Origin of the sequence: Pseudomonas sp. PAMC 25886, assembly GCF_000242655.1 — a bacterium.
In the GTDB taxonomy this organism is placed as follows: Bacteria; Pseudomonadota; Gammaproteobacteria; order Pseudomonadales; family Pseudomonadaceae; genus Aquipseudomonas.
The window spans coordinates 120,688-144,424 of the sequence record NZ_AHHC01000045.1 but is presented as its reverse complement, the minus strand read 5'-3'; the positions used below and the strand labels follow the sequence as shown (position 1 = coordinate 144,424).

At 54.6% G+C, this 23,737-nt stretch carries 20 protein-coding genes and 1 pseudogene; 10 read left to right on the top strand and 11 right to left on the bottom strand.

The features are described from left to right. Positions 1 to 189: 189 nt before the first annotated feature. Complete coding sequence (locus MUM_RS0114675) at positions 190 to 1,128, top strand: SphA family protein (protein ID WP_010170995.1); 939 nt, start codon at positions 190 to 192, stop codon at positions 1,126 to 1,128. A gap of 367 nt (positions 1,129 to 1,495) precedes the next feature. Continuing rightward, the gene (locus MUM_RS0114670) at positions 1,496 to 2,530 is read left to right on the top strand and encodes a DUF1214 domain-containing protein (RefSeq protein WP_010170993.1); all 1,035 of its coding nucleotides are present in this window, start codon (positions 1,496 to 1,498) and stop codon (positions 2,528 to 2,530) included. Between the two features lie 415 nt (positions 2,531 to 2,945). Here the strand turns inward: MUM_RS0114670 and MUM_RS0114665 are convergent, their stop codons facing one another. Beyond that, positions 2,946 to 3,845 carry a LysR substrate-binding domain-containing protein gene (locus tag MUM_RS0114665; protein ID WP_029615908.1) on the bottom strand — a complete coding sequence of 300 codons (900 nt, stop codon included), beginning with the start codon at positions 3,843 to 3,845 and terminating at the stop codon, positions 2,946 to 2,948. 169 nt (positions 3,846 to 4,014) lie between these two features. On the opposite strand from MUM_RS0114665, the gene phnA reads away from it, so the two are divergent. The 4 genes from phnA to MUM_RS0114645 all read left to right on the top strand — a co-directional run bounded on the left by phnA (position 4,015) and on the right by MUM_RS0114645 (position 9,279). Further along, positions 4,015 to 5,238: a phosphonoacetate hydrolase gene (phnA, locus tag MUM_RS0114660; protein WP_010170989.1), complete on the top strand. Its 1,224-nt coding sequence runs from the start codon at positions 4,015 to 4,017 to the stop codon at positions 5,236 to 5,238. Between the two features lie 98 nt (positions 5,239 to 5,336). Then, entirely contained in the window at positions 5,337 to 6,623 is a 1,287-nt protein-coding gene (locus MUM_RS0114655) for an MFS transporter (protein ID WP_029615907.1), read from the top strand. A gap of 360 nt (positions 6,624 to 6,983) precedes the next feature. Further along, complete coding sequence (locus MUM_RS0114650; protein ID WP_010170985.1) at positions 6,984 to 8,255, top strand: aspartate carbamoyltransferase; 1,272 nt, start codon at positions 6,984 to 6,986, stop codon at positions 8,253 to 8,255. 343 nt (positions 8,256 to 8,598) lie between these two features. Beyond that, the gene (locus tag MUM_RS0114645; protein WP_010170983.1) at positions 8,599 to 9,279 is read left to right on the top strand and encodes a hypothetical protein; all 681 of its coding nucleotides are present in this window, start codon (positions 8,599 to 8,601) and stop codon (positions 9,277 to 9,279) included. 216 nt (positions 9,280 to 9,495) lie between these two features. Here the strand turns inward: MUM_RS0114645 and MUM_RS0114640 are convergent, their stop codons facing one another. The 3 genes from MUM_RS0114640 to MUM_RS0114630 form a co-directional block, all read right to left on the bottom strand. Next, positions 9,496 to 11,919, bottom strand: a complete 2,424-nt coding sequence (locus MUM_RS0114640; protein ID WP_010170981.1) for a TonB-dependent siderophore receptor — start codon at positions 11,917 to 11,919, stop codon at positions 9,496 to 9,498. Between the two features lie 98 nt (positions 11,920 to 12,017). Continuing rightward, a complete protein-coding gene (locus tag MUM_RS0114635) occupies positions 12,018 to 12,980 on the bottom strand; it encodes a FecR domain-containing protein (protein WP_029615905.1) in 963 nt (320 codons plus the stop codon). Continuing rightward, on the bottom strand, positions 12,977 to 13,483 hold the full coding sequence (locus tag MUM_RS0114630; protein WP_010170977.1) for a sigma-70 family RNA polymerase sigma factor: 507 nt from the start codon (positions 13,481 to 13,483) through the stop codon (positions 12,977 to 12,979). Before MUM_RS0114630 ends, MUM_RS0114635 begins: the two co-directional genes overlap by 4 nt. A gap of 576 nt (positions 13,484 to 14,059) precedes the next feature. Between MUM_RS0114630 and MUM_RS0114625 the strand changes: the two genes are divergently transcribed. The 4 genes and pseudogenes from MUM_RS0114625 to MUM_RS1000000133235 form a co-directional block, all read left to right on the top strand. Beyond that, a complete protein-coding gene (locus tag MUM_RS0114625; protein ID WP_010170975.1) occupies positions 14,060 to 14,773 on the top strand; it encodes a hypothetical protein in 714 nt (237 codons plus the stop codon). A 44-nt stretch (positions 14,774 to 14,817) separates the two neighbouring features. Further along, the gene (locus MUM_RS0114620) at positions 14,818 to 16,131 is read left to right on the top strand and encodes a hypothetical protein (RefSeq protein ID WP_010170973.1); all 1,314 of its coding nucleotides are present in this window, start codon (positions 14,818 to 14,820) and stop codon (positions 16,129 to 16,131) included. A 79-nt stretch (positions 16,132 to 16,210) separates the two neighbouring features. Beyond that, complete coding sequence (locus tag MUM_RS0114615; RefSeq protein ID WP_010170970.1) at positions 16,211 to 17,620, top strand: hypothetical protein; 1,410 nt, start codon at positions 16,211 to 16,213, stop codon at positions 17,618 to 17,620. Between the two features lie 191 nt (positions 17,621 to 17,811). Beyond that, a pseudogene (locus MUM_RS1000000133235) lies at positions 17,812 to 18,263 on the top strand (DDE-type integrase/transposase/recombinase); the annotation flags it as partial. Here the strand turns inward: MUM_RS1000000133235 and MUM_RS1000000134165 are convergent. The 7 genes from MUM_RS1000000134165 to MUM_RS0114580 form a co-directional block, all read right to left on the bottom strand. Continuing rightward, positions 18,196 to 18,633 carry a hypothetical protein gene (locus MUM_RS1000000134165; RefSeq protein WP_010170966.1) on the bottom strand — a complete coding sequence of 146 codons (438 nt, stop codon included), beginning with the start codon at positions 18,631 to 18,633 and terminating at the stop codon, positions 18,196 to 18,198. The pseudogene MUM_RS1000000133235 and the gene MUM_RS1000000134165 overlap by 68 nt on opposite strands. 165 nt (positions 18,634 to 18,798) lie before the next feature. Continuing rightward, entirely contained in the window at positions 18,799 to 19,941 is a 1,143-nt protein-coding gene (locus MUM_RS0114605; RefSeq protein WP_010170964.1) for a hypothetical protein, read from the bottom strand. Positions 19,942 to 20,273: 332 nt separating this feature from the next. Further along, on the bottom strand, positions 20,274 to 20,468 hold the full coding sequence (locus MUM_RS0114600; RefSeq protein ID WP_010170962.1) for an SDR family NAD(P)-dependent oxidoreductase: 195 nt from the start codon (positions 20,466 to 20,468) through the stop codon (positions 20,274 to 20,276). Between the two features lie 91 nt (positions 20,469 to 20,559). Beyond that, a complete protein-coding gene (locus MUM_RS0114595) occupies positions 20,560 to 21,231 on the bottom strand; it encodes an amino acid ABC transporter permease (protein ID WP_010170960.1) in 672 nt (223 codons plus the stop codon). 10 nt (positions 21,232 to 21,241) lie between these two features. Then, complete coding sequence (locus MUM_RS0114590) at positions 21,242 to 21,904, bottom strand: amino acid ABC transporter permease (protein WP_029615903.1); 663 nt, start codon at positions 21,902 to 21,904, stop codon at positions 21,242 to 21,244. A gap of 10 nt (positions 21,905 to 21,914) precedes the next feature. Beyond that, positions 21,915 to 22,685, bottom strand: a complete 771-nt coding sequence (locus tag MUM_RS0114585; protein ID WP_029615902.1) for an amino acid ABC transporter ATP-binding protein — start codon at positions 22,683 to 22,685, stop codon at positions 21,915 to 21,917. Positions 22,686 to 22,761: 76 nt separating this feature from the next. After that, the gene (locus MUM_RS0114580) at positions 22,762 to 23,598 is read right to left on the bottom strand and encodes a substrate-binding periplasmic protein (protein WP_010170954.1); all 837 of its coding nucleotides are present in this window, start codon (positions 23,596 to 23,598) and stop codon (positions 22,762 to 22,764) included. Positions 23,599 to 23,737 lie beyond the last annotated feature (139 nt).

Here is a 23,737-nt window from a genome sequence, read left to right as displayed (position 1 = left end):
TTGTAGATGGTCAATGACAGCTTCTGACCGTTAGGTACCCCTCGCGACAGGCAGCAATCGGCCAGTTGCGGCCGCTCGTGGCAGCAACCTGCGAAAAATGTAAATTCGCCTAAGCTAATTTTCAGTGCGTTCTTAACTCGATTACCACAATCGTAAAAATCATCATCGTCCGCCTGAAAGAGCCTCCTGATGACTACAAGAAGACTGATTGGCGTTCTTGCCTTACTTACTGCTTTTACCGTGAACGCTGATGACGGCGGCATTAGTTTCTGGCTCCCGGGCCAATTCGGTACGCTGGCGGCGGCGCCAACTGCCCCAGGCTGGAGTCTTCCACTTGTCTATTACCACGTTAACGCCAGCGACGGCGGCAGCAAGCCATTCCCCAGAGGGGGGCGAACCACACTTGGGTTGGATGCAAAAGCTGATCTGCTGTTTGCCAGCCCGACCTACACATTCACCGAACCGTTGCTAGGGGCTCAAGCTGCAATCTCGATGGTAGCCGCCGTTGGGAAATCCGAAGCGAGCGTGGATGCGACATTGACCGGTCCCCGTGGCAGAAGCTTTTCCGGTGGAGCGAACGACAGTTTGAAGGGTGCAAGCGACGTCTACTTGTTGGGCACTCTGAAATGGAACTATGGCGTTCACAACTTCATGGCTTACAGCATGGGTAACCTGCCAGTCGGCGCGTATGACCCGGATCGATTGGTGAACATCGGACTTGGCCATGCATCGCTTGACGCCGGCGGTGGATACACATATTTCGACAAAACCAACGAGTTTTCCGTCGTAGCGGGCCTGACCTACAACTGGGAGAACCCAGATACCCATTATAAAAATGGCGTAGATGCTCACGTGGACTGGAGTGCCTCGCACTTCATCACAAGCCAGACTCAGTTGGGCGTGGTTGGTTACTTCTACAATCAGATCACAGGGGATAGCGGTAGCGGTGCCACCTTGGGCGACTTCAAATCAAAAGTCAGCGCCGTAGGACCCCAAGCCGGGCATTTCTTCAAGGTCGGCAAAGACCTCTGGTACGTCAACCTAAAAGGCTACTACGAGTTTGATGCAGAGAATCGGCCAGAGGGCTGGAACACCTGGTTATCCTTGGTCATACCTCTGTCTGGTTAGTTATATTACGCAACGGTCTCCTTTGGGTCGAAATCCGCTGCTCATGAAGGGCAGCCACCGGCCAGAAGTGGTCATTCAAATGAGCTCACTAGACTCACTGTTACTGATCTGTTCGATCAACACTCCCCCGTTGCGTGTCTGACCCGGGCCAATCAGGCTCGCCTTGTAGCGAAACTCAATCCATAAGCTACATTTCTGTAATCCAAAAAAAGAAAGTGTTCTGTCTTGGTGTTTCGAACATATCGCTGCATAGGGCACGGTCGGGTCCACAAGGCTACAAAGAGACGGCTTTCGCAAGTATGTCCCGATGTTCTCGCATGACATCAACGCCCGGATACTCCATATTCCGCATAGCAAGGAGCGATATATGCAAGTTCGAATTATGCAAACTGCCCTGATCCTGGCCATCTTGGGCTGGACGTTGACTGCAACTGCCAAGGAGGCGAAAACGCAAACGGTGACGGCAGCCAACTTTGCTCGTGCTGAATCAGATATGTACTTCAGCAATTTCGTCAGGGACGGTGGCTTCGGCAAATTCAGCCACACGCGCGAGTTGGCGTCCATCGATCACCAGACCGTGATTCGGTTGAACCGTGACACTCTGTACTCGTTTGGCGTATTCGACCTTGAGGCTTCACCGGTGACCGTAACCCTGCCCGATGCAGGAAAGCGCTATATGGCGCTGCAAGTCATCAGCGAAGATCACTATGCCCCCGAGGTGTTTTACGCACCGGGCAAACACATCATCACCAAGGAGCAAGTCGGAACACGCTACGTGGCTTTGGCGATTCGTACCTTTGTCGACCCCAATAGCGCGGCGGATCTCAAGACCGTGCACGAGTTGCAGGACGCGGTGAAAGTTGAGCAGAAGTCTGTCGGAACCTTCGTCGTTCCAGAGTGGGACGCCGCCTCGCGGGACAAAATGCGCAAAGCGTTGCTTAGCGTGGTCGAGGCTGCCGGTGGGATCGATTCGGATCGCATGTTCGGTAGCAAGGAACAGGTCGATCCCGTGCAGCACCTGCTAGGAACCGCTGCGGGCTGGGGCGGAAACCCTCGAACTGCTGCGATGTACACAGGGGCAGCTCCGGCTCAGAACGATGGCAAGACCGCCTACGCACTCACAGTCAAGAACGTCCCCGTAGACGGTTTTTGGTCGGTAAGTGTTTATAACAAGTCCGGATTCTTCGAGAAAAACCCGCAGAATGCCTACACCGTCAACAACGTCACGGCGAAACCGAACGCCGATGGCTCGGTGACGATTCACTTCGGTGGCGGCGATACCACTGCGGTGAACTACCTGCCGATCATGCCAGGATGGAATTACCTATTCCGGATGTATCGCCCGCAACAAGCTGTTCTGGACAACAGCTGGAAAGTGCCGACGGCGCAGCAGGCAAATTAACCTCCCTCGATTGCACTGCTGGCGTCAACTTTTCAGCAGTGCGTTTCTTTAGGCGAAGTGTCGAAGACTGTCACGGAGCGATTGCTGGCAAATACGGTGGCGAAAGACGCATGAGTAATGTGTTCTCTTTAAAACGGGATCACCCTGCCAGATTTGATTCGCACCATGCTGCTTTTGGCCGTCTATATTTGATCATTCGACTGACCCTTATTGGCCGAAAGCCGCCGGTCGAGAACGGCTGCCATCGGGCAGTAGCAGCACTCCAACCCAGGCAACATTGCCCCGTGAAAGTTATGATGTTCAAGGCACAAGTCAACCGTGACCCGATGCTGCGACTCAAAGTAAAAAACCAGCGCCATGATTCAACGTCACGACTCGCGTAGCCCATGGACCAAATCGAAATACGCAGTGCCCCTCACCAAGTCCCCTCACCCGCCCCACTCAATGATTGCAACCAATCGACAAACGCCCTCAGGTGGCTGGGCTTGTCGGCGTCGAGCGGAACCAACGCATAGTAAGTTGAGCCAAGTGAACGCACTTCGGGAAAGGCCTTCTGCAAACGTCCGGCGGAGCATTCCTCTTCCAGTGTTGGAAAGGGACCGATGGCGAAACCAAGCCCATCCACGGCGGCCTGCAAGGTCACAAAAAAATGGTCGAAGCGCAGCGCTCTATTTGCGCGAAGCGTCGGGTAATTCGCGACCTCCAGCCAGCGTTCCCAATCACCCGGCCGGGTTTCGGTGGTCAACCAGGTCTGCGCGGCCAGTTGCTCAATCGTCTGGACGCCGGTTCGGGCAATCAGGGACGGACTCGCGATGACCGTATTCAACTCGCAAAACAAGTGAATGGCCTGAAATTGGCCACCGTGCGGTACGGCCCGGCGTATCGCAACGTCAAAGCTTCCGGTGAACTCAGGTTGCGTCGAAAGGACAGTCGAAACTCGAACATCCACGCCCGGGCAAATCTCGGCGAATGACGGCAGTCGGGGGATCAGCCAGCGCATCGCCACTGTGGCGGAGGCGCTAACCCGAATGACTTTCAGTCGCTGGTTCTTGCCATAACGTTCGGCCGCGTCCGCGATGTGATCGAACGCGGCACTGATTTCCCGCGCGAGTGCCCGGGCATGAGGAGACGCCACCATGCTCTGCCCATCCCGCACGAACAGCGGCTGGCCGAGCCAGTCTTCCAGGACGGCGATTTGCCGACTCACGGCGCCATGAGTCAGGTTCAACTCCCGAGCCGCCGCCGAATAACTGCCAGAACGGGCGGCCACTTCAAAAATGCGTAACGCATGCAGCGGTGGAAGTCTTTGTCTCATATGTGAGCCCGGCGCACAGATATCGCGACTTTTATTCGATTGTGTGAGGCAGCCACCCAGAATACGGTGAGTTGCAGATTTTAGAAACCGATTACCTACTTTGCTAGTGACGCACCGCTGACATTCGAGCGCTCGTTGCTCGCTCAAAAACCGAAGAGAAGGCCTGTCCATGACTCAACTGATCAACGTGAATTCGCGCGTCTATCGCCTGTCCTCGGCACCGACGATTGTTATCTGTGTCGACGGCTGTGAGCAGGAATACATCAATCAAGCTATTCAAGCCGGACATGCGCCCTTTCTCGCCGAGCTTATCGGTTTCGGCACGGTATTGACCGGTGACTGCGTGGTGCCGTCATTCACCAACCCGAACAATCTATCTATCGTTACCGGCGCGCCACCCTCCGTTCATGGTATCTGCGGCAACTTCTTCTTTGATCAGGATGCGCAAGAAGAAGTCTTGATGAACGACGCCAAGTACCTTCGTGCGCCGACCATTCTTGCCGAAATGGCCAGGGCGGGTCAGCTGGTTGCAGTGGTGACCGCCAAGGACAAACTTCGCAACCTGCTGGGGCATCAACTGAAAGGCATCTGCTTTTCGGCTGAAAAAGCCGATCAGGTGAACCTCGAAGAACACGGTGTGGAGAACATTGTGGCGCGTGTTGGCATGCCCGTGCCTTCCGTTTATAGCGCGGAGCTTTCGGAGTTCGTATTTGCTGCCGGACTTTCTTTGCTGACTAATGAGCGGCCCGATTTCATGTACCTGTCTACGACCGACTACATACAGCACAAGCACGCGCCGGGCACACCGCAGGCCAATGCGTTCTACGCCATGATGGACAGCTACTTCCAGCGTTATCACGAGGCAGGAGCGATTGTAGCGATTACGGCGGATCACGGAATGAACGCCAAGACCGACGCAGTGGGGCGCCCCAATATTTTGTTCTTGCAAGACCTGCTGGACGCCCGATACGGCACGCAGCAGGCACGCGTTCTGCTGCCTATTACCGACCCTTACGTGGTGCATCACGGTGCATTGGGCTCTTACGCGACTGTGTACCTGAATGACACCGTACAGCAACGCGACGTCATAGAGTTTCTAGCCGACATTGCGGGTGTCGAGGCCGTTCTGACGCGTACACAAGCCAGCCAGCGCTTCGAGTTGCCTGAAGACCGGATTGGCGATCTGGTTGTGCTTGGAGAGCGCTTGACGGTGCTGGGAACGGCTTCCGACAAACACGACTTGTCCGGACTGACTGTGCCTTTGCGCTCCCACGGTGGCGTGTCTGAGCAAAAAGTGCCGTTGATCTTCAACCGCAAACTGGTCGGCATGGACAACCCGGGGCGCCTGCGCAACTTCGACATTATCGATATCGCACTCAACCATCTGGCCTGATCCGAAAGCGCCATAGCGCAGCGAAGCCTGCGCCCTTACTCGCTTAATCCAAAAACTGGTGAGCGCAGCGAAAGACTGCGCGCCACTCGGAGACAGGCATGCCTACAAAAACCGTTGATACGCTACATTACAAACCCAGATCACGACTCTCTGCATTTGATCAATATAAATGGCGTGCATTGATCGGCGTGACGTTCTGTTATCTCTTTTATTACACCGGGCGCCAGACCTTGGGCTTCGCGATTCCCGGAATACAGCATGACTACGGATTATCGAAATACGAAATAGGCTGGATCAGCGCGGCGATGTTGTGGTGCTACGCGGGCGGTCAATTTATTAACGGCAACCTAGGCGACAAACTCGGTGGCAAACGAATGATGATCGCCGGCGCGATCCTCTCGCTGGGGGCAAATTGGGTCTTTAGTTTCGGTCACTCGTTCTGGTTTTTCATGTTCGCCTGGGGGGCGAACGGTTACTTTCAGTCGATGGGTTTTGCGCCCGGTAGCCGTCTACTTTCGAATTGGTGGGGGGTTGAAAAACGCGGTTTTGTTTATGGGATATATGTAGGATTTTCCGGGTTTTCCTCAGTGCTCGCATTTATTCTACCCCTTGTCATTCTGGGCACGATGCAGCTCGACTGGATCTGGATTTTCAGGCTGGCGCCGTTGTCGATGCTCTTAGGGGCAATAGTATTGTGGCTTTTCGTATCTGAGCGTCCCGAAGACAAAAACCTGCGTTCCATTGGCCACTCGAATGAAAACTCAGCATTGGCAGCCGAGGGCGCTTTAACCAGCACGCAGCGATATTTGATCGTGCTGCGAAACTGGAGACTTTATATCGCAGGATTCGCAATCGGTTTTCAGAATGCCGCGCGATATGCGTTGGTGGTTTGGGTACCCGTACATTTTCTAGGCCTGGATTGGAAGACTTCGTCAACGTTGATTGACCCGAAATGGATCACCGTGGCACTGCCTATAGGAATGGCCTTGGGCGCACTGTCGAACAGTTGGATTTCCGACGTGGTGTTTCAGGGCAGGCGATATCTGGCAATCGTCTCCTACATGATACTCGCGTCAGCCACCGCGATCATCATGATGTTCGTCCCACACGGCAGTATGGTTTCGATTGGTCTGCTGTTCCTCTGCGGTTTTTTTGTGTTCGGGCCCGCATCATCTTTCTGGGCGCTCTGCCCGGACATCTTTGGGCGCCACGCGGCAGGCACCGCAACGGGCGTGCTCAATACCATGTCCTACGCATTCGCCGGCATTGGTGAACCGGTCATCGGCCATTTGATCGATACGACCGGTAGTACGTCGATCATTTTTCCGGTGGTCGCAGGACTTTGTGCAGCAAGCGCCATGCTGTCGTTATTGATTAAACGCTGACGGCCTCAGCGCGCGGATTGTTGCTTCAGAAGCACTGCGATTCGCGCCCCCCCCCACCCGGACGATTGATGATATCGATACTCAGTTTGCGCAAGCCTCTCATCGAAGCACGTTTCACTGGACGCGAGCGAGGAAGTTAAAGCTTTGTTTTTGGCCGATTGTAGCCGTACGTGACAGGCATTTATCGCTCAAAGACTGCCTGTCATTTCTTGAAGCGACAGCGTTACGAGCCTCTTTTATGTAGCTGTGAAACGAGCCTAGGGTTCAAGCCGATCATGAAATATTAGAGATATACGCTTGATGGCGATAACTTCTTAAAATATATTACTCAAAGCGTACATTTATCGTGAGTCGATGCCAATGTCCCAACAAGTTTTTTTGCGTGATGCCATGCGGCGCCTTAACTTTACAAGGGACGCGTTCGCCCAGCGAATCGGCGTTTCACGGCGCGCGCTGGATAGCTGGCTACTACCTGAAGAATCTGCCGAAATGCGCAAAATGCCGGAGATCGCTCAGCGGTTTGTATTGGAGATATTTAAAAGCTTTTCAGCGATTACTCAGAGTGTACATTCAGCTTCGGTCGGGAACGGAGAGCAGGCCAGGCATTTACTGTCGGTTGATACCTACACACGCGACTCGGTAGAAGAGTTGTTACGTATCGCCGACATGATGCAACCGGTTGCTCGCAGGCAGAAAACAACGCGGGTACTGGAAGGCGCCGTGCTCGCCAACCTGTTTTTTGAAGCGAGCACTCGAACACGACTGAGTTTCAGCGCCGCTTTCGCAAGATTGGGTGGGTCAGTGTGCGACACCACCGGCTTCACCTTTTCGTCGATGGCCAAGGGCGAATCGATCGCTGATACCAGTCGGGTTATCAGTGGCTATGCCGACGTTATCGTTGTGCGTCATCCGGAGCTGGGGGCCGTGACTGAGTTCGCCAACGCTACTCACGTGCCGGTGATCAACGCCGGCGATGGGCCGGGTGAGCATCCAAGCCAAGCGCTGCTGGATCTGTACACCATACAGCGGGAATTTTCGCGCCTGGACAAGTTGGTTGATGGTGCGCATATTGCCTTTGTCGGCGATCTCAAATATGGCCGTACGGTGCACTCTCTGAGCAAACTCCTGTCGCTCTATCGCAATCTCAAGTTCACCTTAATCTCGCCAACTTCGCTGGCACTGCCAGAGCACCTAGCACATCACCTCGCGCGCAATGGCCACCACATCGAGCAAACCCAAGACTTGGCTAATGGATTGAAAGGCGCCGATGTAGTCTATGCAACACGCATCCAAAAGGAGCGCTTCGCCGAGCAGGAGACGGTCGAGGGCTACAACGCCAGCGTTCAGCTTAACCAGGCAATGGTTAATGCGGTCTGCGGTGCAAACACCTTGATCATGCATCCACTTCCACGAGACTCACACCCGAACGCCAATGATCTAAGTATTGATCTGAACCTGGATCCACGACTGGCCATCTTCAAGCAAACGGATAATGGAATTGCCGTTCGCATGGCTCTCTTTGCTACGTTGTTGGGGGTTCAGGACCAAATCCAACACTCGTTGCGCGATGTGGGGTGGCATGTGCCTGTCTTTCTTGGACCCAATGAAGCGGTACCTTATCAGGAGCAATGATCGCGAGCGGCCACTTTTGGCCGAAAGGAGCCATTCACTGGCATCGATGATGGATCGGAGCTATGAAAAATAAATCTCAACAAAATCAGATGCTTGATTAAAATATTTATGTTCCTGTAGTAAAAAACGCAGCAGCTCTGGCGGAGTACTGACCGCTCTTTTGCCTTTCTGGCTGCAGGTAGATGGCATCCTCCAACAATAGGGCTCGATGCCGTCTGTCGGTACGTGGCAGACGACACATCACGCAGCACAAGAAATCGCCCGTCCGGGCAAAAGGGCTGTGCCATCGACCTGCCATCGTCTACATTGAGCGCGCTGGCCCCTTGACCTTGGTGAATAATGCATGGATGACGTCTACAAAATTCTGATTGCTGCAGTGGTAGGCTTCGCGCTTAATCCGGTTACAGAAAAAATCAAATTGAGCATCGCCGCACGCGACAACAAAAAGAAAATAATAAATAAACTAAATATATCTAAAGACATACTCGCCAACGCCATTAGCACGCTCAATAGAACATGCAGCCTCCGGGAAGCATACATCAATCAGGACGACCATAATCATTCGGTATTTCTCCTTCCGTTCATAAAAACCCCTAACCTCCATGACGACTTTGAGAAGTGCTATCTATCACTAAGCAAAGAACAGAGAAAAATTATTGAAGTAGTTATTTACGGGCTAGTGCATGTAACCAAGCTTGAAAGTAAAGCCGAGAAGTTTGATGAAAGCCTAAAAGACGTTTTGAACGAAACAAAGTACACCGACGTAAAAGAAATAAAGGCGGCTCACGATAGGTATTACAAACGAATTCTTGCATGTGAAAAAGCCATGCTTTACTCGCTTGTAAACATACGAAAAAATCTTGAGCTAGCGATTAATGATAAACCACAGCAAAATACCGATGCTGAAAATTTTGCCAGTACCAGCGAAGAGCTTGGGATAAGTTTCAACCTATCTTGGTGGCCACATCTTCACCCCGAGCAAAACGTCTCACCGACTGACATCACAGACGTCGACCGAATCTGACAGTGGTGGCCCAGTATGCTGAATAGCCCCAAGTTTCGTAGAAACCCGACGGCCGCTTTTGGCCGATAGCAGTCAGTTGTCAACACCCCCTATCAGCCGACGTTGTTGAAATATCGAGTACGAAAGCGGTTTTGTCTGGCAATTGCGCTTACTTGCCGATCCGGGCGCCAAGATGACGCTTGCCAATCGATAATTTTCGCAAGCAAGCACAGCGCCTTACCAGTTGTAACTCACCGATCCGGTCACATTTCGGCGATACCCGTATTTGCAGCTGTCGCCCGTGTAACCGCACTGAGAGACATAGGTTTCGTCGGTCAGGTTGGACGCATTGAGCGACAGTTTCGCCCCGGCATAGGCTGAAGACAGCTTGCCAAGGTCGTAACTCAGGCTGGCGTCAAACAGCATGTAGTGGGGGATGCCTTCGCTATTTTGCGAGTCGATATAGCTCGGGCCGACGTAGCGTACCCCTCCTCCTATCGCCAAGCCCGATAGCGCACCGCTCTGAACGGTGTATTGCGACCACAGCGAGGCCAGTTGTTCAGGGGTATTGCCAGGTTGATTGCCTTTTTCACCGGCCGTATTGCTGCGGGTAATTTCAAGGTGTGAATAGCTGTAGTTGGCCATCAACTCCAGAGCATCGGACAGTTGCGCCTTGCTTTCCAGTTCGATACCGCGCGACTGGATCTCTCCGGTCGCCACCGAGAAACGATTGTTGCCGGGATCTGCCGTCAGTACGTTTTGCCGCGTCAGGTCGAACAGCGAGACAGTCACGTAGCTGTCACTCCCTTTGGGCTGGAATTTGATCCCGACTTCGTACTGGCGGCCAGTTTCGGGTTCGAAGGCACTGCCGTCACGCGCCACCGCCGTGATGTTAGGAAAAAACGACTCGGAATAGCTCGCGTAGGGTGCCACGCCGTTGTCTGCCAGGTACATCACACCGGTCCGCCACGTGAAGGCGTGATCGCGTTGCTTGAGGTCCGCCGCCGTATCGGTGGCGTAATGGACCGTTTTCGAACGTGCCCAGTCTTGACGACCACCCAGGTTGAACACCCAGTGCTCGTCAAATTTGAGCTGTTCCGAGAGATACACACCCGCCTGGTCAAGCTGACGACGCTGGTTGATGTCGTAAAAGGCGTCCAGGTCGCTGTAATCCTGGTGGTAGACCGGCGCATAGATATCCAGCGGATCAACCACGTTGCCACCCCCCAACTGATTGGTGCTTGCGTGTTGCAAATCGATACCGACCAACGTTGTGTGTTCGAAACGGCCGGCGTTCCACTGGGCTTGGAAATGGTTATCGAGCAGCGCGTTCTTCACCTTTTCGTGGCCCAGATAACCGAAGCGGCCCACGGTGCGCTGGTCGTCATCCAGGCCGTATTGGTAAATCGTGCGTTGCTCCTGATAGGAGCGGCTGTAACGGGCGTTTTGGCGAAATGTCCAGATATCGTTGAGGTGATGCTCAAACTGATAACCCAGCGACCACTGTTCTACATCGTACTTGTCGAAGTCGGGGTCGCCGACAAAGCGATCCGTGGCAATCCGTCCGTAACTCGAGCTGTCGAGGGTGCCCACCCGTGGCAAGGCGTAGTAGCCCAGCACATTGCGGTCTTTTTGAAATGACGCCAGCACCGTCAGCGAGGTGTCTTCCGAGGGGCGCCAACTGATCGCCGGGGCGATGAATTGACGGTCATCACGGGCGTAGTCGATTTGCGTGCCACTCTCTCGCCACAGCCCGGTGAGGCGATAAGTCAGGACGCCATCTTCGGTAAGCGGGCCGCCGAAGTCCGCAGCCAATTGCTTGCGATCAAAACTGCCGGCCTGCATCACCAGTTCATGAAGCGGCTCATCGGTGGGGCGCTTGCTGATCACGTTGACCATGCCGCCCGGTGAGGTTTGACCATAGAGCACGGATGATGGCCCGCGCAGTACTTCCACGCGCTCCAGTCCATAGACTTCACCCACGGCACGGCTCTGGTTGGCAAAGCTGTACTGGCGCAGGCCATCACGGTAAATACCCCCGCCAGTCGTCGCGTCAAAGCCACGGATGCTGATCGTGTCGCGCCGGGTATCGACGCCATTGGCTTCACCATTGACCCCCGCCGTGTAGCGCAGCACCTGCCCGATGCTTTGTGGCTGCTGGGCGTCGATCTGCTTACGGGTGACCACACTGATCGATTGAGGCGTTTCCATGATCGACGTATCGGTCTTATTGGCACTCATGGTTCGGCTGGCGACCAGGCCGTCGTTGTTGCCCAACGAGGTGTCGTACGCGGTGCCACTGATTGCGGTCGGCGCCAACTCCAGCACGTCGCTGTTGCCCGGTACCAGCAGCAGGCTACCATCGTCCTGGAGCTCATAAGTCAGCCCCGAGCCGAGCAAGAGCTGCGCCAGGCCGGCCCCAGTACTGAAATCACCTTGCAGCCCCTGGGTATTCTTGCCGGCCGTCAGCGTCGAGCTGCCCGCCATGGTAATCCCCGCCTGTGCGCCAAAACGCGATAGCGCAGCATCCAGGGGGCCTGCATCGATGCTGTAATGCTGCGAACTGCCGGCGGCGAAAACCGGCAGGCTGCATAGCGGTTGCACGCTGAGCAACAACAGCCCAAGCGTACCGGCACGCAGGGCGCGGGAAGGTGAAGTCATACGGGGCTCCTAAGGGGTGACGACCCACCTCTAGCGGGCGGGTGATCCCTATAGGCCAAGCGAGTTTGAAAAAACTATCGCGCAGCGAAAAAAATAATTCAGGCCGGTACGATCGAGACCCAATACCGAGTCATGCGCTCGATACGCACCGGCAGCGTGCGAGCTATCAGCGTCAGTGCCGCATCGGTGTCATCCAGCGAAAAACTGCCTGTGAGGCGTAACCCTGACACCTGCTCATGACACCGCAAAATACCGGGACGGTAACGCGAGAGCTCGGCCACCAGCGTATCCAGGCGCAGGCGATTCGCTGGCAAAATTCCGCGCAGCCAAGCCTGGGTGACCAGCAGGTCGGCGCGGTTTGGCACGCCGATCCCGAAGCGGTCCACGCGTGCCTGCCATCCTGCCTCAAGCGAGGATGGCGCTTGTTGGCCCCGTGAGTGCACCTGCACCTGGCCTTCCAGCACGGTTACTTGCGTGCCTTGCCGATCATGGCGCACCTGCAAATGCGCTTCGCTACTCTGCAGGATCGCGTCCGGTGTGATTAGTTGCAGCGAGCGCGACTCTGCCCGCACGCGCAAGGCCAACTCACCCTCGATCATTTGGATGCGCCGCACCTGATCAGTGAAATCCAGGTTCACGGCACTGGCCGTGTTCAGCCACAGCGAGCTGCCATCAACCAGCGTCCACTGGTGACGCTCGCCCGTACCTGTACGGTGGTTCGCCAGTGCGGCGCGCACTGGCGTGGAACCCGCGCCTTGCCAGGCAACCCCGCCAACCGCACCAAGGACCAGCAGGCGCTTGAGTACCTGCCGACGTTTATGAATGTCCGGTCCGGCCGACTCCAGTGCCCTACGCGCGGTGGCATCGCGCAAAAGATTCGCTCCAGGCTGTTGCAGCAGCAGCAAGCTGGCGACACGTTGCCAAGCCTGTTCATGCTCATTGCTCGCCTCGCGCCAACGCTGCAATGCGTCCAGATCAGGCGCACTCATAAGCCCGGACTGCATCCTGACAAGCCAATCAATGGCGATATCGCGCACCTGCGGACTAATCTCGGCCCTCATTCGAAACGGCTCGCATAGCAAACACTGAATGCCTTGCCCATCGCTCGTTGCACTTGAGCCACGGTCAGCCCCAACTGCGCAGCGATCTGCGGATACGTGAGGCCGTCGAGCTGAGACATGAAGAAAATCTGCCGTATGCGCTCGGAGAGGCCAATCAGCAGCGAGTCAAGTTGCAACAAGGTTTCGATCACCAGATACCGGTCCTCGGGTGACGATTCCACCCCCTCGGGCCGGGCAGCCAACGCTGCAAGATAAGCCCGCTCAATCTCCTGACGGCGCCAGCGATTGACCAGCAGTCCATTGGCAATCGCCGCTAGAAACGCCATGGGCTGACGCAACTCGCGCACCTGCTGAGGGGCGCGCAGCACGCGGATGAACGTGTCGTGGGCCAAATCCTCGGCGTCGGCACTGTGCCCCAACCGGCGGTTCAGCCAGCCCCGTAGCCAGCCGTGATGATTCTCGTACAACTGTTCGACGGACGATGTTGGGCTGGCATCCTGCATGTAAGGCTCGCACTGCACGAATGATAATACTTCTCATCCTATTGATCGAGCGGGTGGTTGTACAGTGTTTATACATGTTTGATGTGGTGGAATTCTCGGCTCATATTCCTGAATGCCTTTGAATTACCCTGACCGGGTTTATTCGAACGCGAGAATGTTACCCCTCCAACTCTATCGGTCGCTGCAAAATGTCCGCTCCTGGCCGAATGCTGCCCGTCATTAGCCGCAGAAATCGGCCAAAAGCGGACGTTCGACCTAGGTCTGCAATTCCCTTAACCGTGTTGGATACATCAGCGATCTGCGCTGCATCATTGCAAAAATCATTCGTTGCGAAGAGGCAAAGCATTGCAATACAACGCCTATGCTGGAGGTGTTCGGCCGCCGCACAGGCCAACGGTATGAGGTGGACGCTCGACCCGCCCCTTACGCTATTACTGTATTAAAAAACTAGCCAGCAATTTGCCATTACCAAGGTGTCTGCTTTACTGCACCTGCGCCCGGCTCAATGCGGACATCGAAGCTAAGGCCAAGGTGCAAAACCGAAGGTTTCCGTAACCGAGTTTGCAAGGAGGCATTATGTTCGAAACAAGCACGCTGCATGGCTACTACAGGGGCTATCGCTACTTGGAGGACTCCCCCGAAGGTCGGTTCACCGCTTTTTCAATGAGCCCGTATCGCCCTACTCCGGAACGGTTTCATTTCCAGGCGGTGGCTGGGACGAACTATCTGGACCATCAGGGTCATATCATTTCCCAAACGATCTACCAGGGTCGCCTTGAAGATATTGCTAGCCAAGTGGATCAGCATCTCTACGGCACTGCTCAATACACCCTGGCCGGAGTCAATGCGTTTCTAGTCCATAACTACCCGGCACTGAACTTCCAGAACGTCACGGCTTACATCATCCAGCAGTTGCAAACCAACGGTGGTGCGACAGAGTCCATCTTCGTAGATCCCGCGGGTACAGATCTCGAGGACCGCATTGGTGGCTATTTCTCGGTGATCAACTGGAACCCTGTGAACATTTGCCGGGCGCCTTCTGACGATCATCGCAATGGTTATCCGGCCAATGCGCCGGACCGGGAAGTGGTCGACAAACTGCTCGCCACACCGAATGCGCCAGGGATCACGCTGCATCCGACCTTCCAGGCCTTCCTTCAAACCAACCTCAATAATCTAGGAGGCAACGTCGATGGCTTCCTAGCCGCCGCCAACGCCTGTCTGGGCTGCGACTGCGTCGGTTTCTATCAGTTCGAGTGGACTTCCGTGGACCCTGTGAGTCCCGCCTGAGTATCTAACCCGCAAATCAATCAGCGTTCAAAGGAATGGATATCATGACAGATAGCAAAGATTTTAACGCGGTCCTGTACGAGAAACTCTACTCCAAACTCGCCATCGCGCTAGGCGTGGGTAGCCGCGATGGCGGCTACACTATTGGTGAGTCGCTGCTGTCCATCTACAACCCAGGCCAGTACCTGCCTGTAGGGCTGGACCCGGTGGGCAAGGCGGAGGACGACCAAGAAATCTCCCTGATCCTCGATACCTCACCGATGTTTAACTTCACCTACGTCCCCGTCACGATGCAGGTTTCCCAGGCTTACGAAAACATCCTCAAGTCGAAGATTTTTCCCATTTCAAATCTAACCGAGGCGGAAAAGAAAAAACTCGAGGATGCACGTCGCAGCTACGCGGAGCTTGAGGAACCGTGCAATGAGGCCATGTACAAGTACATGGATGCCTGCGATGTGGTCGACGCAGCGATCGCCAATGAGAAGAACGGCACTGGCCCTGGGCCGACGTCGCGACAGAAGGGTGAGGCTAAGGCGGCGTTGGATAAATGGATAGCCGTCGGCAAAAACCAGCAGGCAACCAACATTGCAATCATCGCCCAGTACGAAGGGCGCGATGGCGCAAACTTCTGGCAGGGATTGGACGAAAAGTTCGGCAGCAACCAACGTGATGTTTCCGGAATGCAGTTTTCACCGGTTGTCCCATCGCCACGCTACGCCAACTGGTTCAAAGACTCCGGCTGGACCAAGTTCGAGTTCTCTCAGAAGGATATGGACAACCAGTCGAACTCCAACGCCCTTGGCGTAGCGGGATCATTGGATGCCACGTTCGGTATATTCAAGATCTCCGGTTCCGGTGACTACAGCAAGGAGTCGAGCTACATCAAGATCGACGAGACCGAGTTACGGTTCTCCTGCGAGTTGATGCGCGTGACCCTCACCCGTCCGTGGATGAATCCTTTGGTATTCAACAGCCGAGCTTGGAAGTTCAATCCTGCATCCGGAACGAGCGAATATTCCACCGGCGGCAGCATCAAGGACGATATCGTGCCTACGGGACCGTTCGTCTCAATACCTACCACTGTGATCTTGGCGCGAAATGTAAAGATCATCGGCAAGTTCCAGGACACCGTTGAGGAGACCATCAAAACTGCCATTAACGGTGAGGCAAGCATAGGGATTGGGCCATTCTCCATTACTGGTCGGGTGACCTACCATGATGAGACCCACAAAATCAGGGGCTCAATCGCTGGCAACACCATCGAGATCAGGGACACCCAGATCATCGCCTCCATTAGCCAAGTGCTGCCTCAACTTCCCAACCCGGACAACAACCTGCCGTGGCCTGACCGAGGCTGAGTCCGCCCCCCCCCCACAGGCCTTCGTGCCTGTGGGGCACTTCGGACCCTCTCCCGATAATCAGCACAAGGTGTCTATCATGTTGATCAATCCTCCCCCTCAGGACGATTCGGCAAATTTCGTCCAGCTCTACAGCAAGCTCGCCGAATCCCTCGGAGCAGCTGGTGTCGTCGGACAGAATCCGGCGGCGCTGGTTTCCATCCAGTTACCAGGTGTCGTCGTCCCGCCGGGGCTAGATCCGGACGATCCGGCCACCCAGTACCTCATCAGCAACCTGCTTAACGTCACGCTCGAATGCAACTACGTGGTGACCACCAAAGCCGCATTAGTCTCAGACGTCTATAAACTGATTCTCGATGGCAAAGAAACCCCTGATATTGAACTCACAAAGAAGCAGCTCGCCGATCTGAACCATGCCCAGGAACAGCTCTATGACCGCGCGAGCCAGCAGCCCACAGCGAAGTTCTTGGCCTATCAGAAGTGCTCTGAGCGTTATTACGCTGCTTTGGACACCTACAACACCCAGCGTCAGACCCATTTGAACGGAGGGTCGAAGGTCCCGAAAAAAACCAAAGACGCTTTGGATAAGGCGGACAAAGAGTGGCTGGCCCATGGCTATAAGGAAGCAGTTCAGCGTGACTTGGCGATCATTGCCGAACTCGAGAGTCGCAATCCCTATGTTTACTGGCAGGCGCTGCGGGAGCGCTATGAAAATGCAACCCGGCTCCTGCCGAACAACAGTAGTTTTCAGGAGATAACAAGCCTGCCGGCCTACAAGAATTGGTTCAACCAAGATCTGTGGACGCCTTTCCGTTTCGATAGCAACGATTACAAGAATCAGCGGCGATCCGGCGGCACCGGCATGCAGGCCGGTGGTTGCACATGCTGCACACGAGATGAGGTGCAGGGCCGCGTCCACAGCGCACGGTCGGCAATAGACTTGCACCGGCGATATGATCAGTTTCAGCCTTTAGGTGCTTGGGATGACGCCTCAGCTACTGAGGTGTACATTCCTCACCAAGTCGATCCCGAGCATCTTGAGCTCGAACTCTCGTTGAAGCGCATCAACATCATCCGCCCATGGATGGACAGCAATGTTTTCTATAGCCGCACTTGGCGCTGGTCGCCACAGAGCATTGGCTTCGGTATCGATATTTCTACAGGTGGCTCGGTGGCGGGAAATCAGGTGGCCTCAGGGGTGATGCCGGTGCTGCCGACGACGGCGCTTCTGGCCAAGGATATTATGGTGCGAACCTCATGCGAGAAGACCCACGCGTGGCTGGCTGAGCAATTCGAGTTGGGCCGCATGGTTCGCTATGGCCCTTTCCGCCTTCAAGGATTGCGTGAGGGCACTGGCCAGCACCTAAAGGCCAATGGTCAGGCGGTAAAATCCGTACTCCTCGGTGCCCCACAGATCTTCGGCTATCTGTCTACGATCTTCCCCCAATGCCCGAATCCAGATGGCTCACTGCCGTGGCCTGGAGGCTGAGAAACGCCGATGGTGGCGCGACATGCGGCCGCCATACTCTCGTGGTCGTCCGGCGCCCTGATCAATCTCAAGAAGCACTCTTCGCTACGAGTAATAGCAGAGAAAAAACGAAATATCGCTCTCTTTGAATTGGTAATGGAAAGCAAGCCGCCAGCCTGCGACCTAACTAGTTGCGGGTAAAAGACATAGGATATCAAAGCTGGTTGTATTTGGCGGTGGTGCTGGATCTGTTTTCTCGTCAGGTCGTTGGCTGGTCAATCAAGTCGCAGATGACCAGTGATTGGCTATTGATGCGTTGTGGATGGCGGTTTGGAAGCGTAAACCGAAGCAAGAGGTGATGGATAATTCCGACCAATGCAGCCGGTACAGCAGCTCCGATTGGCGCAGCTTTTTGAAGGCAAAGAATTTGGTTGCCAGCATGAGTCGCCGAGGCAGCTGTCATGACAGCGTCGTGGCCGAGAGCTTTTTCCAGCTTCTGAAACGGGAACGGATCAAGCGAAAAATCTACATCAGGCGGGAGGTTTGCAAAGCGTTACGCAATGAGCTTGCGAGGTATCTAGAGAAGCCGGGGCGATTCAGTATGCCTGAGGTACGTCAAAGTGGTCGATCATCTCTGCTAGAGAGCGTGCGGCGTTTTCTTTAACGAAGTACTCACGACAAATACTGCGGTAGGCATAGAGAGCTATCTGTTCGTGATCGAATGCCAGTGGTCTGTCATCGATCGGTGCGAACAACCAGTTGTCGTGGTGCTTGCACATGCCACGGAAGGTGGACACCTTATTGATGCCCACTTTCTTCAGTTGAGGCTTACCTCCAGTGGATTTCAACGTGGTGAGATCGGCGGAAAGTTGATAGACATGACCTTGCTCTACGATCAGGTTTAGCTGACCACCCTTCTGAATTGAGTGCGCGGAGATGATGGTGTCGCAGCGGGCCCCATTGTTGTAGTGGAGGCATCGCCCCCTGTTGCGTTGCTGAGCCATTGCTGTCTGATGCGCATGAGTGAAGGACATGTCGGTCTCTACTGGGGTGGGAGCTGGAGTAGCACTTGTTTCGGCATTGCTAGCGATGACTAGGGTGCCATTAAACTACGTCGGAAAGTCGAGCTCGATAGACCCTTGTGCTGGATAAGTTCAGGAGCCTAAGCCCTAACGCGGTCACTGTTAAGGCTGTAGCCCTCATTCACAGGCTTGGCGTAGTCGCTCCGTGAAGAGCGGCAGAAAAAGCGCGGACTCAGCAACCTGCCACCAGGCCTTGTTTTCATCCTCGTCGGTGGCTGACAGCAGATTGTGAGCCAGAAAAACCTCAAAGCCCGACCTTGCAACCTTGTCCTCGGCGCTGAACTCGTAAAGCCCCGCTTGGACAAGCAGCTTCTTGACGATCAGGGGCAATAACCAGGCGGAGAAAATGAGGTGGTTGTGGCGAGGCCAGATGCTTCCCTTCTCACCATTTGCGGGGCCATGAGCTGCGGCGTTCCGAGCGGCACACAAATCGTGAGCCCAGGCGTCGAGCGGGCGATTGACGTTTTTGTCCCAGTGCTCGCGCCACCACGATTCGTCTAGGTTCCCTTTATGCCAGATGGGCGGGGTCGGTAGCTCATCGAAGTGTTCGTTGATGGCCCCGCGGAAGGCAGCTTTGTCATGTGGGACGTTGAGCAGCGTATCTATGGCAACCCTCATCAGGATCAGCTCGGATCGCTCATCCATGGATGGGGCATCGGTATTGGCCCTGAGAAAGGACACGATCGCCTCGTCTATGCGTTCCTTTAGTTCCCCGTCAGGTAGCTTGAGCAGTGCTTCGAGCAGTGGCGTGTCGATCGAGATCCGCGCGCGATTGTCGACGTGGTACGGCCGAATGAACTTGAGCCCTCCACTCCCCGCCAGCATGTTTTGCGTTCCACCGTCACGCCGGCGCGTGGTCATACAGGAGTGAGCCGGTGAGGTGATATCAAACCGCTGCGCGACGACCTGGAGTGTGTCGGCGTTGTAGTACTCGAACGCTGAACATAGCGATCGGTCTGCCAAGGCGGAGAATGCGAGGTACGAACATTGAACTAATCGCTGCTGGATTTGGGCATCCGAGGCTTCAAGGCCTGGTGTATCGTTGTCCCAGATGATGACCGCTGCTTGCTGGATCGGCTGTGAAGGCTGAGAGCCGAATCCCCGGTCGCCGTAGTTGCCCAGGACACCGTCGAATGCTGCCTGCGGGATGCCCAGAAGCTCGCCAGGTTGCCGCCCACGCTCGTAAGGCACCAAGCACATGTCAGCGATCCGCAGCTCTTCAGCAGCCGCTACCCAAGGCAGAAAGAACACCACTGACATAGCCCCCTCCCTTCACTTGGTCATGGGCTGAATGATCTTAAAGAAATTACGATTCAAGAAGACGACTCCAGTTTTCGTTGCAACTCATCATTACTGCAGTTTTGCCCTCCTCCCGGACGTGATCAATCTCGCGGTGGGCTCGATCCATGCCGATCGCGCAACAGAACATCATGAATCGCTGCGTGTTCGAGCGCCATGGCTTTGTTTAATGCGGCGATGCCGCCATTGGTGGCGACATACGCTGCACGATCCTGATACCGACCACCGAGATGGTAGACGAGATATTTATGATCACGCCACCGGCGCGATTGACGACGTGCGGCACTACGTACTTAGGGCATGGAAATTCCCCTTGAGTGCACCGCAAAAGCCTGAGCTCCAATGGCGTCAGGCACTGCCCTGGCCTGGTCGATATAACGATCCGCGACGATCACCTTGGCACCCTGCTCGGCAAACAACCTCGCGGTTCCCTCTCTGGTACCGGCGCCGGCACCCGTAATCAATACAACCATATCTTTTAGTTTCATTAATGTTCACCTGACTATCGATCGGGAGACATCATTGAGCCACCCACCAGCGAATGCTGTTGGATTGATGATGTGTTGAGTGGATGAAACGCTAAAGCTTCAAGCGATGCAGTATCCGTGCTTCGACTACTGAAACAGCTTGGGTCAATGGAAAAGCAATGATGAAATAAATAACGGCAATCAAGGTTAATACTTCAATGGGGTGCCCCGTTGCACTTGAGACATTACGGCCCACGAACATCATGTCCACCATACCGACCGCCGAGACAATGGCGGACTCTTTGAATACCGAAACAGCGTTAGACAATAAAGTCGGTGCGGCCCGCAACAACGATTGCGGTAGAATCACATATAGCATCATGACTCGCCCTGGAATACCCAGCGCCACACTGGCATCCCATTGTTCTTTTTCAATGGTCGCAAACGCCGACCGGAAAGATTCACTACAAATAGCCGCCATGTACATCATCAGCGCAAAGAATGCAGCAAAGAACGGGCTGGTTTCGATTCCAAAGATAACCGGAAAGCAAAAGAACACCCAAAACAACTGAATCAGAACCGGGACACCCCGCAAAAATTCAACTACGGTGGTTGCAATCGCTGCCAAAACAAACGGGCCGTAATTTCTTATATAGGCGAGAAAAAATCCCACCACGGCGCCGACCAAGATAGCGGCGAATGCGACCTGCAAAGTAACCAGCAATCCCGAGCCGATAACCGGTAAAAACTTCCAGAGAATCGAAAAATCGAAAGTGTACGTCATGATCGCTCCCCTACCTTGCGTCAATCAATCGACTGGTGCGCTTGCTGACGAACTCAACGACGCGACTCATAACCAGGGAAATCAGAAAGTAGACCCCGGCCGCAACCGTGAATACTTCGACCGGCCGATAGGTTTGCGAGGCCAGCGCCTTGGATTCATACATCAGGTCGTTGACTGCAACCAATGCCACCAACGCACTTTGCTGGATCATGCCGATGCTGTTGGTCAGCAATACGGGCACTGCCAGTCTCAGGGCCTGGGGGAATACCACGAAACGGTAATACTGAGTGCGCTTGAGCCCAAGCGCCACGGCAGCATCGCTATGAGCGCCCGGTACTGCCTGAATAGCCGCCCGATAAGCCTCCGCGTTATAAGCCGTCAGGTTCAAGGAAAAAACGATCACGCCCATGGTGAAGGGTTCCCAGAACACATTGAACAGCACCGGTACGCAATAAAAGAACCACACCACCTGCACCAGCGCCGGCGTGCAGCGGAAAATTTCAATGTAGGTTCGGATCGGCAACCGCACGACTCTGTAAGGGCTGATCGATAGCAACGCAACAATAAACCCGGTGAAGGTAGAGATTGCAATCGTGATCGCTGATAGTTCCAGCGTAATAATCACCCCGGACCAGAGCTGCCCGGCATTATTAATGACTGAGTGGATGTCCATTATTCAACCCTCACTCAGATCCACCGGATCGAATAGATTTCAGAAACTCTTGAGTCCGCGGCATCTTGGGAGAACCGAAGAACTCTTTGGGCGGCGCGGATTCAACAATGATGCCGCCTGCACAAAATACGATTTCGGTAGCAATGTTCTTCGCAAAGTTCATGTCATGCGTCACGATCATCATTGGCATGCCGCCCTCGGCCAACGCCGACATCATGCCTTCAACTTCAAACACCAACTCAGGGTCCAGCGCCGAGGTAACCTCATCGAATAACATTAACTTGGGATCAAGCATTAATGCCCTAGCAATAGCTACCCGTTGCTTTTGTCCGCCGGACAACTTGGAGGGATGCGCATCCAGCTTGGTAGCTAATCCAAAACGCTCCAACAAGCTCTCGGCCTTCTCATTCGCCACTCTTGGCGATACCCCATGGGCCCGGACCGGCGCCAATGTCAGATTTTGTCGAACCGTCAAATGAGGAAACAAAGTGTAGTGCTGAAACACCATGCCGATTTGCTTTTGCAACTTGCGGTTGATCATGGTCCTGCCATTGCGGCCGGTAGAAATATAGCGTTCGCCGTCCATCTCGATGCTACCGGAGTCAATATCCTCCAGGCCCATGACGCAGCGCAGCATGGTGCTTTTTCCACCACCGCTGGGCCCGACGATAACCAGTCGGTCATTGCGGTTAATCGTACGGTCCAAGCCATTGAGGACTTTGAGCGCGCCGAGGCCATAACTTTTATGCAGGTTCGAAATATTGATGAACGCGTCGGACATCTCGGTATCTCTCACAAGAACTGTGCGGCGGAACCGCCGACTGGCGGCCCCGGTCACTACCATCGTTCGTGGAACGTTACTGGGCGGTTGCCTTGGCAGAGTACTTCTGGGTAAGACGAGCAACGCTGCCATCCGCCGCTTTCTGCTCAATGAAAATGTTGAAAGCCTCGATGTCGTCCAGGGGTACCGAACGACGGAAACCATAAGCGATCCCCTGTTTTGCCAGCGCCGGGTCCGGTGTCGCAGCAACAGCCCAGCCCTCGTTGGCGTTGATGAACAACTGATTGGTGATCGAGTCGGCGACTGATACATCAGCACGACGACTGGAAACCGCTAGACCTACATCACCAATGTTAGGCAACTTTAGAATCTTGGCTTTGTGAATCCGGGCGGACAGTGCCTGCTCTTCAGCGGTCCCGCCTACGACGGCAAAGGTAATGTTTTCGTTATCAAAGTTTTTTGAGAAGTCGCTGATAGCTTTGATTTTCGGGTTGTCTTTGTTGTAGACCAGTGACACTTCAAAGAACCGCGATGGTTCACTGAAATGAATGACCATTGCCCGCTGTGGTTTGCGGTTGATCGCCATGGCCACATCCCATTTGTTGCTGTTCAGGCCGGCGATCATATTGTCCCAGTCGGTGTCGACGAACTGAACCTTGACCCCGCCCAGCTCCTTGTCGGCAAATTCGCGCAGCAGATCCACGAAAATGCCGCTGTACTCACCGGTCTGCGGATCGCGAATCACATCGGGTGGCGCAAGGCCGGCACCGGCGCGGAGCACACCTGCCTTTTGAGCATTAACCCAAAGCGATTCCGTGGCGGGCTCAGCCGCCATCGCCAAGTCTGAAAACACGAGTACTGCAATGACTGCGGCGAAAGCTGTTTGAGTGAAGCGCTTCAAGTAATTTTTCATGGAAATCGTTCCGGTTGTGTTGAGCTGGAACCAGCTTCTGGTTCGTCAATAGGCAGGAATGCAACCAATTTTTTTATTCTGTAAACGTTTACATGACATCACCTTTCAAAAACGGTGTCAAGCTAGGTAACAATTTTTA

Bases quoted from the DNA above. Each gene is read 5' to 3' on its own strand.
- MUM_RS0114670 (WP_010170993.1), top strand. From the start codon at position 1,496: ATGCAAGTTCGAATTATGCAAACTGCCCTGATCCTGGCCATCTTGGGC.
- MUM_RS0114630 (WP_010170977.1), bottom strand. From the start codon at position 13,483: ATGCAGGATGCCAGCCCAACATCGTCCGTCGAACAGTTGTACGAGAAT.
- phnA (WP_010170989.1), top strand. From the start codon at position 4,015: ATGACTCAACTGATCAACGTGAATTCGCGCGTCTATCGCCTGTCCTCG.
- MUM_RS0114640 (WP_010170981.1), bottom strand. From the start codon at position 11,919: ATGACTTCACCTTCCCGCGCCCTGCGTGCCGGTACGCTTGGGCTGTTG.
- MUM_RS0114580 (WP_010170954.1), bottom strand. From the start codon at position 23,598: ATGAAAAATTACTTGAAGCGCTTCACTCAAACAGCTTTCGCCGCAGTC.
- MUM_RS0114595 (WP_010170960.1), bottom strand. From the start codon at position 21,231: ATGACGTACACTTTCGATTTTTCGATTCTCTGGAAGTTTTTACCGGTT.
- MUM_RS0114675 (WP_010170995.1), top strand. From the start codon at position 190: ATGACTACAAGAAGACTGATTGGCGTTCTTGCCTTACTTACTGCTTTT.
- MUM_RS0114635 (WP_029615905.1), bottom strand. From the start codon at position 12,980: ATGAGGGCCGAGATTAGTCCGCAGGTGCGCGATATCGCCATTGATTGG.
- MUM_RS0114585 (WP_029615902.1), bottom strand. From the start codon at position 22,685: ATGTCCGACGCGTTCATCAATATTTCGAACCTGCATAAAAGTTATGGC.
- MUM_RS0114655 (WP_029615907.1), top strand. From the start codon at position 5,337: ATGCCTACAAAAACCGTTGATACGCTACATTACAAACCCAGATCACGA.
- MUM_RS0114665 (WP_029615908.1), bottom strand. From the start codon at position 3,845: ATGAGACAAAGACTTCCACCGCTGCATGCGTTACGCATTTTTGAAGTG.
- MUM_RS0114615 (WP_010170970.1), top strand. From the start codon at position 16,211: ATGTTGATCAATCCTCCCCCTCAGGACGATTCGGCAAATTTCGTCCAG.
- MUM_RS0114605 (WP_010170964.1), bottom strand. From the start codon at position 19,941: ATGTCAGTGGTGTTCTTTCTGCCTTGGGTAGCGGCTGCTGAAGAGCTG.
- MUM_RS0114600 (WP_010170962.1), bottom strand. From the start codon at position 20,468: ATGAAACTAAAAGATATGGTTGTATTGATTACGGGTGCCGGCGCCGGT.
- MUM_RS0114645 (WP_010170983.1), top strand. From the start codon at position 8,599: ATGGATGACGTCTACAAAATTCTGATTGCTGCAGTGGTAGGCTTCGCG.
- MUM_RS1000000134165 (WP_010170966.1), bottom strand. From the start codon at position 18,633: ATGTCCTTCACTCATGCGCATCAGACAGCAATGGCTCAGCAACGCAAC.
- MUM_RS0114650 (WP_010170985.1), top strand. From the start codon at position 6,984: ATGTCCCAACAAGTTTTTTTGCGTGATGCCATGCGGCGCCTTAACTTT.
- MUM_RS0114625 (WP_010170975.1), top strand. From the start codon at position 14,060: ATGTTCGAAACAAGCACGCTGCATGGCTACTACAGGGGCTATCGCTAC.
- MUM_RS0114590 (WP_029615903.1), bottom strand. From the start codon at position 21,904: ATGGACATCCACTCAGTCATTAATAATGCCGGGCAGCTCTGGTCCGGG.
- MUM_RS0114620 (WP_010170973.1), top strand. From the start codon at position 14,818: ATGACAGATAGCAAAGATTTTAACGCGGTCCTGTACGAGAAACTCTAC.